The following is a 16265-nucleotide window of genomic DNA, read 5'->3' as shown; positions in this document are numbered from 1 at the left end:
CGGCAGCGACTGCGGCTTCGGCACCCAGGCCCTGGAGGTCCCGGAGATCCATCCGGACATAGTCTGGGCCAAGTTCGAGGCCATGTCGGAGGGCGCGAGGCTGGCGAGCGAGCGGTTGTGGGGATGAGGAGAACGGGCGTGGATTCGGCTGCTATGGCGACTGGATGACCACTGGTCTGTCTCGGAAGGAATGCAGTAGCGTGTGGTTCCCGTCACCTCTCCGTCAACCCCAAAATTTTGACAGCTACCCATTGATGACCAAGATACGGGGCTTCATCGAATGGTCTTGACCAAAATACGATCATATGGATAATAGTTGAGCATGGGTACGGAGCCACGCCTTTACGACTCCCTGCTGGCCGAACACCTTTCCGCCAACCGGCAGATGGCGTTCGTCAGCGGCCCGAGGCAGGTGGGGAAGACCACGACCTGCCGGCGTCATGCCGACAGCTACCGCAATTGGGACAACCTCGATGACAGGGAACTCATCCTGGCTGGTCCGGCCAGCTTGGCGGCTGCGGTGGGAACTGACCGCCTTCAGGCGACCGTGCCGGTTGCGCTCTTCGATGAGTTTCACAAGTTCCCGAACTGGAAGCCGTTTCTGAAAGGTCTGTTCGACACCTACGGCGACCGCCTGCGTATTGTCGTCACGGGCAGCAGCCGTCTGGATGTCTACCGCCGCGGCGGTGACAGCCTCATGGGGCGGTACTTCTCCTATCGGATGCACCCATTCTCAGTGGCCGAAACCGTGAACCGGGAACTCCCCGACGCGGAACGAATCGTTCGGTCTCCCGCCGCAATCGACAAAGCCGATTTCGAAGCCCTTTGGGTTCACGGCGGATATCCCGAGCCCTTCCTCCGACGCGACATCCGGTTCAGCCGCCGCTGGCGGTCCTTGCGTCTCACGCAACTGGTCCGGGAAGACATCCGCGACCTGACTCAGGTCCAGCACCTCGACCAGATGGAGGTGCTGGTCCAGCGATTGAGCCGTCAGTCCGGCCGTCAACTCGTGTACGGTAACCTCGCCAGGGAGGTGAGGGTTTCGGTGGACACCATCCGCCGTTGGGTCGCGGCCCTGTGCGACTTCCACTTGGGCTTCCTCGTCAGGCCGTGGTTCCATAACGTCTCCCGTTCCCTGCGCAAGGAGCCCAAGTGGTACCTGAGGGATTGGGCGGACATCCAGGATGTGGGGGAGAAGGCCGAAACTTTCGTTGCGTGCCACCTCCTCAAGGCCGTGGACGGCTGGAACGACCTGGGCCTCGGTCGCTTCGACCTCGGTTACCTGCGCGACAAACAGAAGCGTGAAGTGGATTTCCTGGTGGCTCGCGACGGAAAGCCTTGGTTCCTCGTCGAGGTGAAGTACCGCGACGAGTCCATGAGCCGGACGCTCAAGTACTACCAGGATCAACTCAACGTGCCGTTCGCGTTTCAGGCGGTCGTCGATGCTGACTTCGTGGATGCGGATTGTTTTGCTGGGGCGGGGCCGCCCATGGTTGTCCCCGCCCGGACTCTCTTGTCCCAGCTAAATTGACCGTGAGGAAGCGCTAGTGTCGCGGAGCCGGCCATTCCCCAAGGTCGCTAGCAACAAACAGCACCAGCACGAGCCAGTAACGTCGGATACGATACGGTTGCCGTTGACAACTCGAACCCCCGTTCGGTAAGGTCGCGCAGGTTCGCAGGTCAATTACGAGTTTCACGGAGGGCCTCATGGGAAAGCTTGAGATGCTCGATCCGAGGGCTGACGTGCTCTTGGAGAACCATCCTCCGGTTCCGGGGCTGGAGGGCCTGGCTGGGAAGGTCGTGGGGATCATCGACAACGGCCAGGCGAACTCGAGCCCGATGTTCGAGGAGCTGGCGCGGTTGATCGAGGAGCAGACCGGGGCCGCCGAGGTGCTGCTGCGGAAGAAACCCAGCCACATGAATGCGGCGCCGGGGGAACTGATCGAGGAGATGCTGAGCCGGTGCGACGCGGTCGTCACCGGCCTGGGTGCTTGAGGGTCGTGCACGTCGTGGAGTGTCCACGACGCCATCGAGATCCAGAAGCGCGGCACCCCCACGGTGACTCTTTGCCAGACCATCTTCATGGAGCTGGGGCGGAAGGAAGCGACGTTCTTCGGCATGCCCAAGCTGCCGCTGGTGCAGATCCCGCACCACCCGAGCGGCGGCGCGCGGCCGGGCGAGCATGCCGAGGACGCAAGGATCGCCATTGGGCCCGTGCGCGAGACCTTGACGGAAGCCGACCCGGGTGAGGGGGCGGCAGCCGGCGCGCCGGGGGCTGAAGCCCGGGCGGCGGAGTAGCGCTGCGCGGGCGATTCGCTACCCCCCGAACCTTCACGCATGGCCACTGACACATCACAGGTGAAGCTCGTCTCCGAAGTCATCGAGGTGGAAGATTCGCTGGAGGCCGCCAACGGCTGGTTCCTGGAACGCCAGCTCAGCGACGGCCTGCCCATCGTTCCGCCCACCCGCGAGCGCGTGGAGCGCATGCTCTCGGGCACCCACCGCGACCCCCAGGAGATCCTCGGGCAGGTGCCGCCCAAGTGGGCGCCGGCCACCGTCGAGAAGATCGCCGTCAACTGCGTGATGGCGGGCTGCCTGCCGGAGTACCTGCCGGTGGTCCTAGCCGCGGTGGAAGGCATCATGGAGCCCCGCTTCAACCTCTACGGGGTCCAGGCCACCACCGGGTACGCGGGTCCGGCGCTGCTGGTCAACGGCCCGGTCCGGAACGAGATCGGCATCAACTGCGACGCCGGCGCTTTCGGCCCCGGCCACCGCGCCAACGCCACCATCGGCCGGGCCATCCGCCTGATCCTCATCACCATCGGCGGCGGCTATCCCGGCGACACCGACCGCGCCACCTTCGGCTGGCCGGGGAAGTACAGCTTCTGCTTCGGCGAGAACGAGGAGAATAGCCCCTGGGAGCCCTACCACGTGAGCCGGGGCTACAAGCCCGAGCAGAGCGCCGTGACCGTGTGCGGCATCAACGGCTTCATCCCCATGCACACCGCCGGCAGCACCGGGCAGGAGGCGCTGTCGTCCCTGGCCGAGGTCATCGCCCTGCACCACGGCGGCAGCCACCTGGACGTGGGCAGCTTCGGCGGCGGCACGCCGCTGGTGGCCCTGTGCAGCGAGGACGCCGAGATCCTGGCGCGGGACGGCATCACCCGGGCGGACGTCCGAGAGTATCTGTGGGAGCATTCCACAATCACCTTCGCCAGCATCCCGGACCGGCGCAAGGGGACCAAGAGCGACGAGGAGCTGCTGCGGGAGTCCCCCAACGTCACCTCGGACGGGATCGTCCACCTCGCTACCCGGCCCGACGACATCATGGTGATCGTGACCGGCGGCAAACACCGGCACTGCGTGCTGCTGCCCATGTGGACGGGCCGGAACACGCTGGCGGTCACCAAGCCCATACGGACGGCCTGACGGAATATTCTCATCCGTAGTCGAACAACGTCGCCTTCAGCGGCGAAGGAGTGTCCATGGATTTCAACCTGCAAGAAGACTCACCGGAGATGACCGAGTTCCGCAAGGAGGTCCGGGCCTGGATGGAAGAGAACATGAAGGGCTCGGAGCACTTGCGGTGGTCGGCCTCGTGGTCCACCCGGGAGGACGAGGAGGAGTACAACTTCCGCCGCGGGCTGGGGGAGAAGCTGGGGAAGAAGGGCTGGCTGTTTCCCATGTTCCCGGAGGAGTACGGCGGCGCTGGCCTTACCGTGGACCACCAGTTCGTGCTGGAGACGGAGCTGGCGCGCTACAGTCTCAACCTCACCCACATCTTCTACACCCTGGCGCGGATCATCTCGCCGGTGCTGCTCCACTGGGGCACCGAGGAGCAGAAGCGCGAGTTCCTGCCGCCCATCGCGCGCGGCGAGATCGTGGTGTGGCAGGTCTTGACCGAGCCCCAGAGCGGCAGCGACGTGGCCAACTGCCAGACCCGCGCCATCCGCGACGGCGACGACTACATCGTCACCGGCCAGAAGGTAATGGTGGGTCACCACCTGCCGCCGGACGTGCTGTGGACGCTGGTGTGCACCGACCCCGACGGCAAGCGCCACGAGAACCTGAGCTGGCTGCACATCCCGGCCAACCTGCCGGGCGTCACCATCCAGCACATGCACCTCATGATGGGCATCAAGAACGCGGTGTTCTTCGACGGCGTGCGGGTGCCCGCCAAGTATCTCGTCGGCGGCGAGAACAACGGCTGGAAGGTGGCCCACACCCACCTGGAGCTGGAGCACGGGGGCGACGGCCGGGTGGGCACCGACCCGGTGGTGGACCGGGTGGTGGAGTACTGCCGGAACCACGAGGTGGGCGGCAAGCCCCTCATTGAGGACCCGCACGTGCGCGACACCATCGCCGACATGATCCTGGAGATCAACACGGTCAACCGCATGAACCGGCGCATCTTCTGGCACCGTTTCGTCAAGCAGCCGCACGCTTACGGCGGCGCCCAGTTCCGCTACTATCAGCGCATGGTCCGGCTCAGAAACGGCGAGCGGCTGCAGAAGATCATGGGTGCGGACGCTTTGATTCCGGACCACAACGTGCACGAGGTGCTGGACTTCGAGTACGTGATCCGTAGCGGCCCGGGCCAGCTCCACGGCGGCGGCACTCTCGACACCGACCGGCTCATTTTCGCGCGCCGCGCCGGCATTGGCCGGGCGACCAAGGAGAAGGCGCCGGATACGGTCTAAGCCTCGAATCCACGCAGGTATCGGGTTAAATAATAGTATTCAACTAGCTGAATCAACGAAAGAATTGTCATGGACCTGAGACTCAACGAAGACCAGGAGATGTTCAAGAAGGTGGCCGCGGACTTCGTCCAGGCAGAGGCGCCGACCACCATGCTGACCCAGCAATTTCTCAAGAAGGAAACCTTCCTGCCGGATCTCTACGCCAAGATCGCCGGGCTGGGCTGGCTCGGCATGCTCATGCCCGAGCAGTACGGCGGAGCTGGGTTGTCCTACCTGGACTGCGGCGTGGTGTTCGAGGAACTGGGGCGGGCGCCGGTGCCCGGACCGGTGTTCTCGTCCGGCGTGCTGGCGGCCCAGATCATCCACGACGGCGGCTCCGACGCCCAGAAGCAGGAGCTGCTGCCGGCCATCTGTGGCGGCGAGGCCATCGTCATCCCCGCCATCGGCGACGACGGCGCCCACTGGGGGCCGGAGACGGTCGCCACCACCTGCTCGCAGTCCGGCGACACCCTGACCCTTCAGGGCACCAAGCGCCACGTCTACGACGCCGAGGGCGCCACGGCGTTCCTGTGCGCAGTGCGGGACGCCGACGGCGGTGTCTCGGTGGTGCTGGTGGACCGGAACGCGCCCGGGGTGACGGTGACGCCGTACAACGGCTTCATGGTGTCCGTGAGCGAGGTTGCCTTCGACGGCGTCGAGGTGCCGGCCGGAAACCTCATCGGCGCGGCGGGGGCGGGTTGGGAGCTGCTGGACAAGGCGGCCGAGAAGGCCATTCCTATCCTGTGCGCCTACAAGGTGGGGGCGTGCCAGGAGATCTACGAGTTCACCGTCCAGTACACCAACGAGCGCCGCGCCTTCGGTCAGCTCATCGGCCGTTTCCAGCGGGTCCAGGACCACTGCGTGGAGCTGTCGATCCACATGGACCGGGCGCGCATGGCCACCTACGAGACCCTGTGGGAGCTCGACGAGGGGCTCCCGGCTGAAGCCGGCATCCACGAGTCCAAGGCCGCGGCCAGCGAGGGCTACCACCAGGCGTGCAGCTACTCGCACATGGTGCACGCCGGTCCGGGCACGGACTACCTGCACCCGCTGATGGTGCACAGCGTGCTGGCGCACACGCTCTACCAGTATCTGGGCACGCCCGACTATCACAAGCGCCGGATGGTCGACGCCCTCTACCCGAGCGCGTAAGGAGTTCCGAAGGGCGGGCGTGAGGCCCGCCCGGGTGCAGCAACGGGAAGAAGCGAGCGAATATATGGGTTTAGTGGCCTGCAGCTCACGTAGCAGGTCACCATCCGTGGGGGACACGGAGAAAGGAATCCGCCATGAGACACATGCGCTTTGCAGTCGCCGCTTTGTTCGTACTGTTCCTTGCCGGCAACGTTGCCGCGCAGGACGTAAACTTCAAGGGCAAGACCGTCAACCTCATCGTCGGCACCGGGGCCGGTGGCGGCTACGACATTATCGCCCGCCTGTTCGCCAAGGTGGCCCCAAAGCACTTGCCGGGCAGTCCCCGGTTCATCGTACGCAATGTTCCCGGCGGCGCCGGCCTCAAGGGAACTCAGTACATCAACCGCCAAAAGCCCAACGGCCTCACGGTGGGTCCGCATTTCACCAGCCTGGTCATGAAGGAGCTGGCAGGGGTGGACGTGCCCGGCTTCGACGTCAAGGAACTCATCATCCTGGGCGCGCCCACACTGGTGGACGACAACTACACCATCTGCGCCGACCGCAACAAGGTGAAGTCGTGGGAAGACATGCTCAAGATGGGCCGGCCGCTGCGGATGGCGTCCCAGCGCCCCGGCATCGGCCGGGTCCCCATGGGTGGCGAGTTCGTGCAGCTCGTGGGCGGTCCCATGAAGCTCATCTACGGCTACAAGTCCACCGCCGAGGAGCTGGCCGCCTTCGCCCGGGGCGAGACCGAGGTGGTGACCTGCCTGGAGCGCCGCTTGCCGCGCATGTACCCGGAGTTGATCGAGAAGAAGCGGTTGCTGCCGATCTTCTGGTGGAACGCGCCCCCCAGCGAGGGGTGGCTCGCGCGGATGGAAGCCAAGATGCCGCGCAACATTCTCAAGCTGCCCGGTCTCAAGATCAGTGAGTCCCAGAAGTTGGCGTTCAACACGGCCGTGAACATTCACCAGTCCCTGCGGGCTTTCATGCTGCCGCCGAGGACGCCCCAACCCATCGTGGACGTCTGGCGCAAGGCGTTCAAGGCGACCATCGAGGACCCGGAGTTCGTGAAGATCGCCACCGTCGCCGGCTACGACGTGGGCTACGGCTCTCCGGAGCACTACGAGAAACAGCTCGCTACCATCAAGGACCTGCCTCCGGACGGCGCGTTGTTCTTCCAGAAGCTGATGGGCGAGAAGCGCTAGCGGGCTGTCCGAGCCATTGCAGGGGCGGCCGGCGGGCCGCCCCTGCGGGGTCTACCGAAGCGTAGGCCGCCGGTGTCCCGGGACACGGGTCCCTTGCCGGGTGCTTCATGCTCGAAGCTTCCATCGACGCTTTCTTTCACCTGTTCTCGCCGGGGCCGCTCCTGGCGATGCTGCTGGTGCTGCCGGTGGCGCTGTTTTCCGGGCTCATGCCCGGAGGCGGCCTGCCGGTTTCCGTGGTGGTCCTGAGCCTCGCGGTCCACCTCGACCCCTGGGTCGCCATCACTATCGTCGTGTTCCACATGGCGGCCAGTGACATCACCGAGCCCATCCCCGCCATCCTGTTCGGCGTCCCCGGCGCCCGCTCCGCCCAAGCCACGGTGCTGGACGGCTATCCCATGGCCCAGAAGGGCCTCGCTGGGGTCGCCCTCGGCGCCAGCTACACCACCACCATCGTGGGCGGCATCATCGGCGCCATCGCGCTGTTGTTGGCGCTGCCGGTAAGCCGCCAGCTCCTGGAATGGTTCGGCTCGGCGGAGTTCTTCCTGCTGACGCTCATGGGGGTGCTGGCCGTGGCCGTGGTGAGCGCCGGGGCGTTCGTCAAGGGCATCCTCACCGCGGCCTTCGGCATCGCCATCGCCATGGTGGGCTACGCCGACCTGGGCGGCAACGTGCGCGCCGCCATGGGGTTCGACTTCTACCTCTGGGACGGCTTCACGCTGGTGCCGGTGGTGGTGGGGCTGTTCGCCCTGCCAGAGGCCATCGCGCTGGTGGTGGGGGACACCACCATCGCCCGGGAGCGGCTGGACACGCTCTTGCGGGAGGCCAAGTCCGACGTGTGGCGCGGCATGCGGGAGGCCTGGAGCCACAAGTGGCTGATGGCGCGCTCGTCCCTCATCGGCGTGTTCGTGGGCATCATGCCCGGGGTCGGCGGCAGCGCCGCCCACTGGATCGCCTACGCCCAAGCGCGCCAGACCGAGCCGGGCGGCACCGAGACCTTCGGCAAGGGCGACGTCCGCGGCGTCATCGCCTCCGACGCCGCCAACAACTCCGTGGACGGGGGCGTTCTCATCCCCACCGTGGTGTTCGGCATCCCCGGCAGCGGCGGCATGGCCATCGTGCTCGCCATCCTCGTCCTCACCGGCATCACCCCCGGCCCGCTCATGCTCACGCGCCACCTCGACCTCACCGTGAGCATGGTCTACACCATCGCCTTCGCCAACCTCGTGGTGGTGCCCATCATGCTGGCCTTCGCCCCGACCCTGTGCCGCATCGCCGTGATCCCGCCCAACATCCTGGCGCCGGTGGTGGTGGCCATCGTCTCGCTGGCGGCGCTGGCGGCCAACGGCGCGCTGGGAGACCTCGGCGCGGTGCTGGCCTTCGGCCTGCTGGGCGTCTTCATGAAGCGCTACGGCTGGCCCCGCCCGCCCATCCTCATCGCCGTGGCGCTGGCGGACATCCTGGAGCGGTTCCTGTGGATCTCGGTCAACAACTACGGCTGGGGAATGCTCCTGCGTCCCCAGTTCCTGGTCATCCTGGCGTTCATGGTGGCCGTGACCCTGTTCAGCCTGCGGGCGCAGCGCGGCGCGCGCAAGGCGATGATGTCCATGACCGGAGGCGAGGAAAGCGGGCAGGAGGCGGAAAAGGGCGGCGCGGACGCGGGGTATGAGGCCGAAGCCGGCGGCGGCGTGAATGACGCGGCGGTGGGGGAAGCCGTCCCGGCGTCACCGTCACGCGGCGCCAAGACCGACGAGAGTCCCCCCAGCCGCCGCCTCACCCTCGAAGTCGCCGGAGAGGTCGTGCTCCTGCTCGGGGTGGGCGCCTTCTTCCTCTACCTGTTCATCGATTCGTTCAGTTACCCGGAAGGCGCGGACCTGATGCCCAGGATCGCCGTGCTGGTGGGGACGCCGTTCTGGCTCATCCGGGTGTGGACGCTGTTGATGGGTACTCCCGAGAAACGAATCGAGGAAGGCGACATCATGGATACCGGCTTCATCCTCGGCGACGACCCCAAGACCGAAAGCCGGCGGTTCGTGCGCATCTTCGGCTTCACCGCGCTCATGTACGTTGCCATCTGGCTCATCGGCGTACACATCGCGTTGCCGGGAATGCTCTTCCTCTACCTCATGTACTACGGCCGCGCCGGCTGGCTCGTGTCCGCGGGTTCGGCCCTGGCCTTCCTCGCGCTCATCGTCGGCTTCTACGACTACGCCCTGCACATCATCTGGCCCGAGTCCGTCTTCACCCTCTGGCCGACGGGATAACTCTCCCGCCACTTACAGCTTCAACAGCCTCCGCGCATTCCCCTCCAAAATCGCCAGCTTCTGCTCGTCCGGGCAGTCCAGCGCCTCCACCTTCTCCACCGCGTACCAGTCCCCCAGCGGATACGGGTAATCCGTCCCCACCATCAGGTGCTCCCACCCCAGCAGGCTCTTGAGGTACTCCAGCGTATCCACCCGGTACACCAGCGCGTCGGAGTACAGGTTCTTGAGGTAAGCGCTGGGCTTGTTCTCCGCCTCCGCGTCCGCCGCCCCCGGCCGCACCCCGAACCCTTGGTCGAATCGCCCCAAGTGATACGGGAAGAAGCCGCCGCCGTGGAGCGTGCACAGCTTCAGGTTCGGGAAGCGGTCGAACACGCCGCTGTAGGTCATGAACCCCAGCGACAGCGCCGTGTCCGCGGGGTTGCCGCAGATCAGGAACAGGCCGTAGGTGCCCATGCGCTCCAGGCCGGCGATGTCCTCCGGGTGCATGACGATGAGCGCGTCCAGCTCTTGCGCCTTGCCCCAGAAGGCGTCGAACTCGTGGCTGCGGTAGTACTCGCCGTTGACGTTGGTGCCGATGTAGGCCCCAGCCAGCTTGTGTTCCACGATGCCGCGCTCCAGCACCCTGGCGGCGCGTTCGGGGTCCTGTAGCGGCACCGCCGCCAGCGCGGTGAAGCGGTCCGGGTGGCGCGTCCTCAGTTCCATCAAACCCTCGTTGTAGAGGTTGCACCACGCCTCGCCCTGCTCCGGGTTGAGCCGGTAGCCGAGGCAGGCGGTATGGGGCTCCAGGGTGGCCAGGGCGATCTTGCCCTTGTCCATGTTCTCCAGCCGCTTCTCCACGTCCATGAGCGGCGGCGGCACCACGAAGCTCGGCCCCCCGCCGATGGTCAGGGTGTTGAGCCCCTCCGGCGTCCGGCCCACCTCGGTGCCCACGGAGTCGCCGTGGGCCTTCAACTCCTCGATCAGGCCCGGCGGCATGTAGTGGTGGTGAATGTCGATGGCACAAGTATGCATGCACGCGTCTCCTTGCCTCTGTTGTGATATCCAAGCACGGAGGAACAGAGCCCCCTCGCTGTCCGCTCAAAGACCGAATTGTTCCATCATTCCGGCGGGTATGCTAGTCTCCCTCCAGCATCAAATCGCCGCGGAGGTCGGTTCATCATGAGTCGCAAGATCAGAGTTACCAGTGAAGGAACCGTGTGGACGCTGCCTTGGGACGTGGGCGTGGAGAAGGGCTTCATGGCCGCGGAAGGCATCGACGCCGAGGTGGTGACGCCGGACTCCCAGCTCCAGCCCGCCGACGTGTTCGAGCGCCCCATCGCCTCCGACTACGAGTGCGGCGACCTGGAAGGTTACAACAAGTGCGAGTGGGGCGTGATCAAGCGCGCGGCCGACGGCGAGCGCGACGGCTGGATCATGGGACGCCGCGAAAGCGTCGCCACCATGGCCATCATCGTGCGCGGCGACTCCTCGTACCACCGCCTCGACGACCTCGCGGACGTGCCCATCTCCATCCAGGACCAGACCGGCTCCCACTACATGACCTTCAAGATGCTGGAAGGCCACGTGGACAAGGACAGGGTGCGGTTGCGCCACGACGGCGGCCCCGCCATCCGCACGCGCCTGCTCTTGAACGGCGAGGTGGAGGCCGCGACCCTCATGGAGCCGTTCGTCAGCCTGGCCGAGAGCCGAGGCTGCCGCGTGTTGGCGGAGTCCAAGTACTGGGGGCTTCTGTTCGTCAACGCCGACGATGCCGAGGATACCCGCGAAGCCATCTTCCGCGCCCTCCGGCGTTCGGTGGACGAGATCAACTCCGACCTCAAGAAGCACGCCAAGCTCCTGTTGCGCGACATCCCCGACGACCTCATGGGCGATTTCAGGTTCGAGGACCTGAACCTCAACCGGCTGGACTATGTCTACCCCGAGGACTACACCGAAGAAGAGTTCAACCGGGCGCGCAACTGGATGGCCGGCTACGGCCTCAAGCCCGACTCCCAGGCCAGCTACTCGGATCTGGTCAAACTCTAGGCCCTGCGGAATGCGAGATCGAAGAAGGCCCCCATCGAGCATGAGGGGCCTTCTTTTTTGCCCCGCACGTCACCCCCGATGAAACGATCTCTCGCCGCGCTCGGCGACAAGCTGCAAGTATTCCGGGTCCTCCGGTACCGCGACTTCCGCATGTACTGGTCCGGCCACCTCATCGCGGTGGCGGGCCACCAGATGGTGATCCTGGCGCACGGGTGGCTCGCGTGGCACTTGACCCAGTCCGAGTACATCCTGGGGGCGCTGGGGTTGGTGGCCGCCGCGCCGGCGATCGCGCTGGCGCTCTTCGGCGGCGCTACCGCGGACAAGGTGGAGCTTCGACGGCTTCTCATACTCCTCCAGTTCGTCACCGCGCTCTTGTTCTCCGTGATTGCCACGCTGGTGGTCATGGAACGGGTGCAGGTTTGGCACGTGTTCGCGGTCGCCTTCATCCACGGCGGCATCCAGGCGTTCGATCACCCCGCCCGCCAAGCGCTCTTCCCGCACCTGCTGGACCGTTCGCACCTGATGAACGCGGTGAGCCTCAACTCCATGATCTGGCCGGGAACCCGCATCTTCGGACCCGCCTTCGCCGGCTTCGTCATCGACTACGTGGCGGGCTACACCGGCGCGCCCCTGGCCGGCGCTGGAGCGGCCTATTACCTGGCCGCCGCCACCTACCTGGCGTACGGCCTGCTGCTTCTTCCCCTTCACGTGCCCCTCATCGAGCGCACCCGCGGCGGCAGCTTCGTTCGCACGATTCTGGGCGGGATCTCCTTCGTCTGGACCCGAAGGCTCTTCCGTTCGCTCATCGGCCTGAACTACGCGGACATCTTCTTCCTGGCGTCCCACACCGCGCTCCTGCCCGTGTTCGCGGACGTCGTGTTCCGGGGCGACGGCTCGACCCTGGGCTCCCTGTACATGATCAGCGGCATCGGCAGCCTGCTCGGAGCCCTGGTGGCCGCCAACCTCGGCTACTACCCCCGGCGCGGCTGGCTGATCCTCGTGGGGGCCGGGATACAGGCTGGCTTCCTGACGCTGTTCGGATTCGCAAGCGGGTTCACCCTTGCCATGTGCTTCCTCCTCGCTTCCGGCGTCGGCCTTTCCATCTTCATGGTAAGCACCCAGACCTCCGTGCAGACCCGCGTCCCCGACGAGTACCGCGGCCGGGTCATGGCCATCTGGGGCATGAACTACAGCGTGGTGCTGCCGCTGGGGCAACTGCAGATGGGCGCCGTGGCCGGCCTGTCGCGCAACCACCTGTCGTCTTTTCTCGGCAAGCTCGCCGGTGCCCCTTTCGCCGTGATCCTCAACGGCGCCGCCATGCTCGCCGTTGTCGCGTTCAGCGCGGCCGCCAGCCGCCGGGTAAGGGACCTCACGCCGGAGGGGCCGGCGGAGGAGTGAGGCGGGGTGGGGTGGGTTGGGCTTGTCTGTTCAGAAGCCGGATGGTAGGAAATAACGAAATTCCAACTTTCCAATTGGGGTCTACTATGCCGTTGATCACCGTCAAACCAAAGTTCCAGGTCACCATACCGGCCAAGCTCCGGAGGGGGATGAATCTGCAAGAGGGCGATGTCATGGAGGCCACGGTCTTGGGAAACGGGATCTTGCTTCGTCCGATGGAGGTTGTCGACCGAGCAAGCGTCGCCGATCGTATCGCCGCTCGTTTCTTGGCGGCGGAGCAATCCTCTGAGGACGGCGGTCGCACCGAGGACGAGATCATGGATGAGATCGTTGCCGACGTTGCCGACTCTCGCGGTGAGCGGCGCGACCGTGAGGCATCGTAGCGAAGAGGCTGTGAATTTGGCGGCGAACGGAGACAGGGTTCCGGCCGCGTCAGTTCGGGCGATGATCGAGCATCTATCGTTGAGCGCCCGGACGCTGGCCTTGGCCGTCACCGGCGAAGCCCGGTTGGGCTTCGCGCGAGCGGTCGTCTGCGGCGCGGTCTCTGCTTACTGGGCGCACGTCGATGCCGTGTCCGGTCGAGGTTGGGCGCTCCGCAACGTGCCGTCCGAGATAGAACTTCCCGCGGTCTCGGAGGAGGCAAGGGCGTTGGCGGAAAGCGTCGGGACGGCGGCTTCGGAGTTGGACGTCGCCGATGCCGGCTACATCATCGGAATGCTTTACACCGGGATGATGCCAAGCACGTTCCGGGCGCGGTTGGGCGCGTATTACACTCCGCCGGCACTGTGCGAGCGACTATTGGATATGGCGACGGACGCCGGCGTCGACTGGCGTTCGGCCCGGGTGCTGGACCCGGCTTGTGGCGGGGGTGCCTTCTTGGCTCCGGTGGCCCGGCGCATGGCGGAATGCCTCAAGGGCCGCAGCACCGACGCTGCTCTGAGCGAGATAGAGAATCGCTTGAGCGGGTTCGAGCTGGACCCGTTTGCGGCTTGGATGTCGCAGGTGTTTCTCGATGTGACGCTCGGGGGACTGTACGGCGAACCAGGCATCCGGCTGCGGTCCGTCGTGCGTGTGTGCGACAGTCTCGACCAGATGCCGGGCGAAGAAGGGTTCGAGTTGGTGGTGGGGAATCCGCCCTACGGGCGCATCACGTTGTCGCCACGGTTGCGCGAGAAGTTTCGGCGGAGCCTGTTCGGACATGCCAACCTGTACGGCGTGTTCACGGACTTGGCGCTCCGTTTCTCAAGGCCGGGTGGAATCATTGCTTTCGTGACCCCAACGAGTTTCCTGGCCGGGGAATATTTCAAGTCGTTGCGCGGGTTGCTGGGACGCGAAGCGCCGCCGGTGAGGATTGATTTCATCGAAGCACGCAAGGGCGTGTTCGCGAACGTGTTGCAGGAGACTCTGCTGGCAACCTACCGACGCGGGGGGGATACAACAGCCGGAGAGGTTCATTTTGTCACACCGGAACCAGACGGCTGTTACGAGACGATGCCCACAGGGTCGTTCAATCTGCCAGAAACCTTGGACCATCCGTGGCTGATGCCCAGGAAAGAAGCACAAAGCACTCTGCTGCGGCGAGTCGACGCGATGCCCCATCGGTTGGCGGACTACGGTTATAAGGTCAGCACGGGACCTCTGGTGTGGAACCGTCACAAGGAAAGCCTGCGGGACCGGCCGGGAAAGGGACGCTATCCGTTGATCTGGGCTGAATCCGTGCGGTCCGACGGTGTGTTCGAGTTCAGGGCGGACAAGCGAAACCACAAACCCTACTTTGAGCCGAACACAAACGAAACCTGGGTGGTGACGGATCACCCGTGCGTGCTGCTGCAAAGGACGACGGCGAAGGAGCAATGCCGGCGTTTGATCGCGGCGGAACTGCCTGGGCCGTTTATCGAGGAATACGGCGCGGTTGTCGTCGAGAATCACCTGAACATGATCAAACCGCTTGACAGCACGCCGAAGGTGGCGCCGGCGGCGTTGGCTGCGCTCCTGAACAGTCATGTCGTCGACCAAGTATTCCGTTGCATCAACGGTAGCGTGGCCGTGTCGGCCTACGAGATGGAAGCACTGCCGTTGCCGTCACCAGAGGAAATGGAGGAAGTCGAGCGGTTGGTGAAGAAGCGGGCGAAGCGCGAGACTCTCGAACGGGTCGTGGAGCATCTGTACAGCAACGGGGCCGGATGATGCCATACCCGCCACTGTTGCCCGTTGCGGATATTCAGGAGCGGTTGCTGGCGATTTTCCCCGACGGAACCACGAATCGAAACTACGTAACCCGCGAGATCGCGGCCAAGACGGTCTTCGTCATGCTGTATATCGGTGCCGTCGAGAGCGCGGGTTCCTGGCTGCGCCCGGATCAGGTGACGCGGATGACGGACGCGCAGGCCCTGTTGGCGGAAGAGGATTCTCGGGCGGCGTGGTCGGAAGAGTCGATGCGCCCCGCCGGGGGCGCCACTACGGGACAGTGGTATGCGGCGAACACGCGCGAGCCGATCCGTGACGAAACGTTGCGTGAAGGGTTGGTGCGGCTGGGCGCAGTGACAGAGCGCCAAGGGTTACCGACGACATCGCCCCGCCCGAGATATGCCTTGGCGGACGACTTCGCCCGCCTGTTCGATCCGGACCTGACCGGGGTGGCCTTGCAGACGGCGATCGAGAACTGGCAGGCCGCGAACCTATCCAGCGGCGCCCTCGCGCGAGTGGCGATCCTCCGTCGTGGCACTGTGGCCCAAGAGGGGAGGGTGCTTGTAACGTTTCCCAACGGGGAGACCAGGCACCTCGAACCCGGTCCAAGTTCCGTGATCTCGAAAGCGGTGGTTGAGGACTTCGCGCCGCGGTTTCTCGAACAACCCGGTGTCATCTGGTTGAGCGAAAGCAAGAATCACGTGGTGGCACGGGATGACCGTCTGGCTCAGGAAATCGGTCTGACGATCCAACCGGACCGGAATCTTCCCGACCTGATCCTGGTCGACCTCGGGCCAGCGGAGCCGCTGCTGGCGTTCGTTGAGGTCGTCGCGACGGCCGGTCCGGTGAATGAGTCGCGGCAGACGGCGCTAATGGCGGTCGCGACGGAAGCCGGATTCAATGAAGACCAAGTGGCGTTCGTGACGGCCTATGCAGACCGTGACGAAGCGGCGTTCAAGAGCTCGGTGAGTGAGTTGGCATGGCGGTCGTTCGTATGGTTCATGTCGGAGCCGGATCACATTGTGGTGCTGCAGCGGGGCTCCGATGCAGAACCGGTGCGGTTGTCGACCTTGATGCGAACGTAATCTTGTCCCACCTTTGAGAAGGACGTGGTTGCGGGCGCCGCCATCATCGGCAACCGGGCGGGGGAGCGCACCCATGCCGGTGGTGCTCTCGCCGGTGGATTGATTTCCCGCGCCGCGCCGTGGCAGTGTGCAGTGAGACCGGCGGGAGCGTGCACATGGAATACATCATCGGCGTAGACATCGGCGGCACCTTCACAAACAGCTATTTCCGGAGATTTCGTCACACCCCGACAC

Annotated in this window: 14 protein-coding genes; 13 read left to right on the top strand and 1 reads right to left on the bottom strand. The window is 65.2% G+C overall.

Going from position 1 to position 16265, the window contains the following annotated elements:
• Positions 1-322: 322 nt before the first annotated feature.
• The 8 genes from OXU42_09615 (at position 323) to OXU42_09580 (ending at position 9336) form a co-directional block, all read left to right on the top strand.
• Positions 323-1531: an ATP-binding protein gene (locus OXU42_09615; protein MDE0029642.1), complete on the top strand. Its 1209-nt coding sequence runs from the start codon at positions 323-325 to the stop codon at positions 1529-1531.
• A gap of 176 nt (positions 1532-1707) precedes the next feature.
• On the top strand, positions 1708-1995 hold the full coding sequence (locus OXU42_09610; GenBank protein MDE0029641.1) for a hypothetical protein: 288 nt from the start codon (positions 1708-1710) through the stop codon (positions 1993-1995).
• 63 nt (positions 1996-2058) lie between these two features.
• On the top strand, positions 2059-2298 hold the full coding sequence (locus OXU42_09605) for a hypothetical protein (GenBank protein MDE0029640.1): 240 nt from the start codon (positions 2059-2061) through the stop codon (positions 2296-2298).
• Positions 2299-2337: 39 nt separating this feature from the next.
• Positions 2338-3429 carry a hypothetical protein gene (locus OXU42_09600; protein MDE0029639.1) on the top strand — a complete coding sequence of 364 codons (1092 nt, stop codon included), beginning with the start codon at positions 2338-2340 and terminating at the stop codon, positions 3427-3429.
• Between the two features lie 56 nt (positions 3430-3485).
• Complete coding sequence (locus tag OXU42_09595; GenBank protein ID MDE0029638.1) at positions 3486-4700, top strand: acyl-CoA dehydrogenase family protein; 1215 nt, start codon at positions 3486-3488, stop codon at positions 4698-4700.
• Positions 4701-4769: 69 nt separating this feature from the next.
• Positions 4770-5891: an acyl-CoA/acyl-ACP dehydrogenase gene (locus OXU42_09590; GenBank protein ID MDE0029637.1), complete on the top strand. Its 1122-nt coding sequence runs from the start codon at positions 4770-4772 to the stop codon at positions 5889-5891.
• Positions 5892-6025: 134 nt separating this feature from the next.
• The gene (locus OXU42_09585) at positions 6026-7075 is read left to right on the top strand and encodes a hypothetical protein (GenBank protein ID MDE0029636.1); all 1050 of its coding nucleotides are present in this window, start codon (positions 6026-6028) and stop codon (positions 7073-7075) included.
• Positions 7076-7182: 107 nt separating this feature from the next.
• Complete coding sequence (locus OXU42_09580; GenBank protein MDE0029635.1) at positions 7183-9336, top strand: tripartite tricarboxylate transporter permease; 2154 nt, start codon at positions 7183-7185, stop codon at positions 9334-9336.
• Positions 9337-9348: 12 nt separating this feature from the next.
• Here the strand turns inward: OXU42_09580 and OXU42_09575 are convergent, their stop codons facing one another.
• Positions 9349-10347, bottom strand: a complete 999-nt coding sequence (locus OXU42_09575; GenBank protein MDE0029634.1) for an amidohydrolase family protein — start codon at positions 10345-10347, stop codon at positions 9349-9351.
• A 147-nt stretch (positions 10348-10494) separates the two neighbouring features.
• On the opposite strand from OXU42_09575, the gene OXU42_09570 reads away from it, so the two are divergent.
• The 5 genes from OXU42_09570 (at position 10495) to OXU42_09550 (ending at position 16031) form a co-directional block, all read left to right on the top strand.
• Positions 10495-11361 (top strand): hypothetical protein, encoded by an 867-nt coding sequence (locus OXU42_09570; protein ID MDE0029633.1) that lies wholly within the window; start codon positions 10495-10497, stop codon positions 11359-11361.
• Between the two features lie 78 nt (positions 11362-11439).
• Entirely contained in the window at positions 11440-12759 is a 1320-nt protein-coding gene (locus OXU42_09565) for an MFS transporter (GenBank protein MDE0029632.1), read from the top strand.
• Between the two features lie 86 nt (positions 12760-12845).
• A complete protein-coding gene (locus tag OXU42_09560; GenBank protein ID MDE0029631.1) occupies positions 12846-13142 on the top strand; it encodes an AbrB/MazE/SpoVT family DNA-binding domain-containing protein in 297 nt (98 codons plus the stop codon).
• A 100-nt stretch (positions 13143-13242) separates the two neighbouring features.
• Positions 13243-14946, top strand: coding sequence for an N-6 DNA methylase (locus OXU42_09555; protein ID MDE0029630.1), 1704 nt, complete (start codon positions 13243-13245; stop codon positions 14944-14946).
• On the top strand, positions 14946-16031 hold the full coding sequence (locus OXU42_09550; protein ID MDE0029629.1) for a BsuBI/PstI family type II restriction endonuclease: 1086 nt from the start codon (positions 14946-14948) through the stop codon (positions 16029-16031). Before OXU42_09555 ends, OXU42_09550 begins: the two co-directional genes overlap by 1 nt.
• Positions 16032-16265: the final 234 nt, after the last annotated feature.

It is taken from the genome of Deltaproteobacteria bacterium (genome assembly GCA_028818775.1).
Taxonomy (GTDB): Bacteria; Desulfobacterota; Binatia; order UBA9968; family JAJDTQ01; genus JAJDTQ01.
The sequence above is the reverse complement of the archived record's forward strand: the minus strand, read 5'-3'. Positions and strand labels throughout refer to the sequence as shown.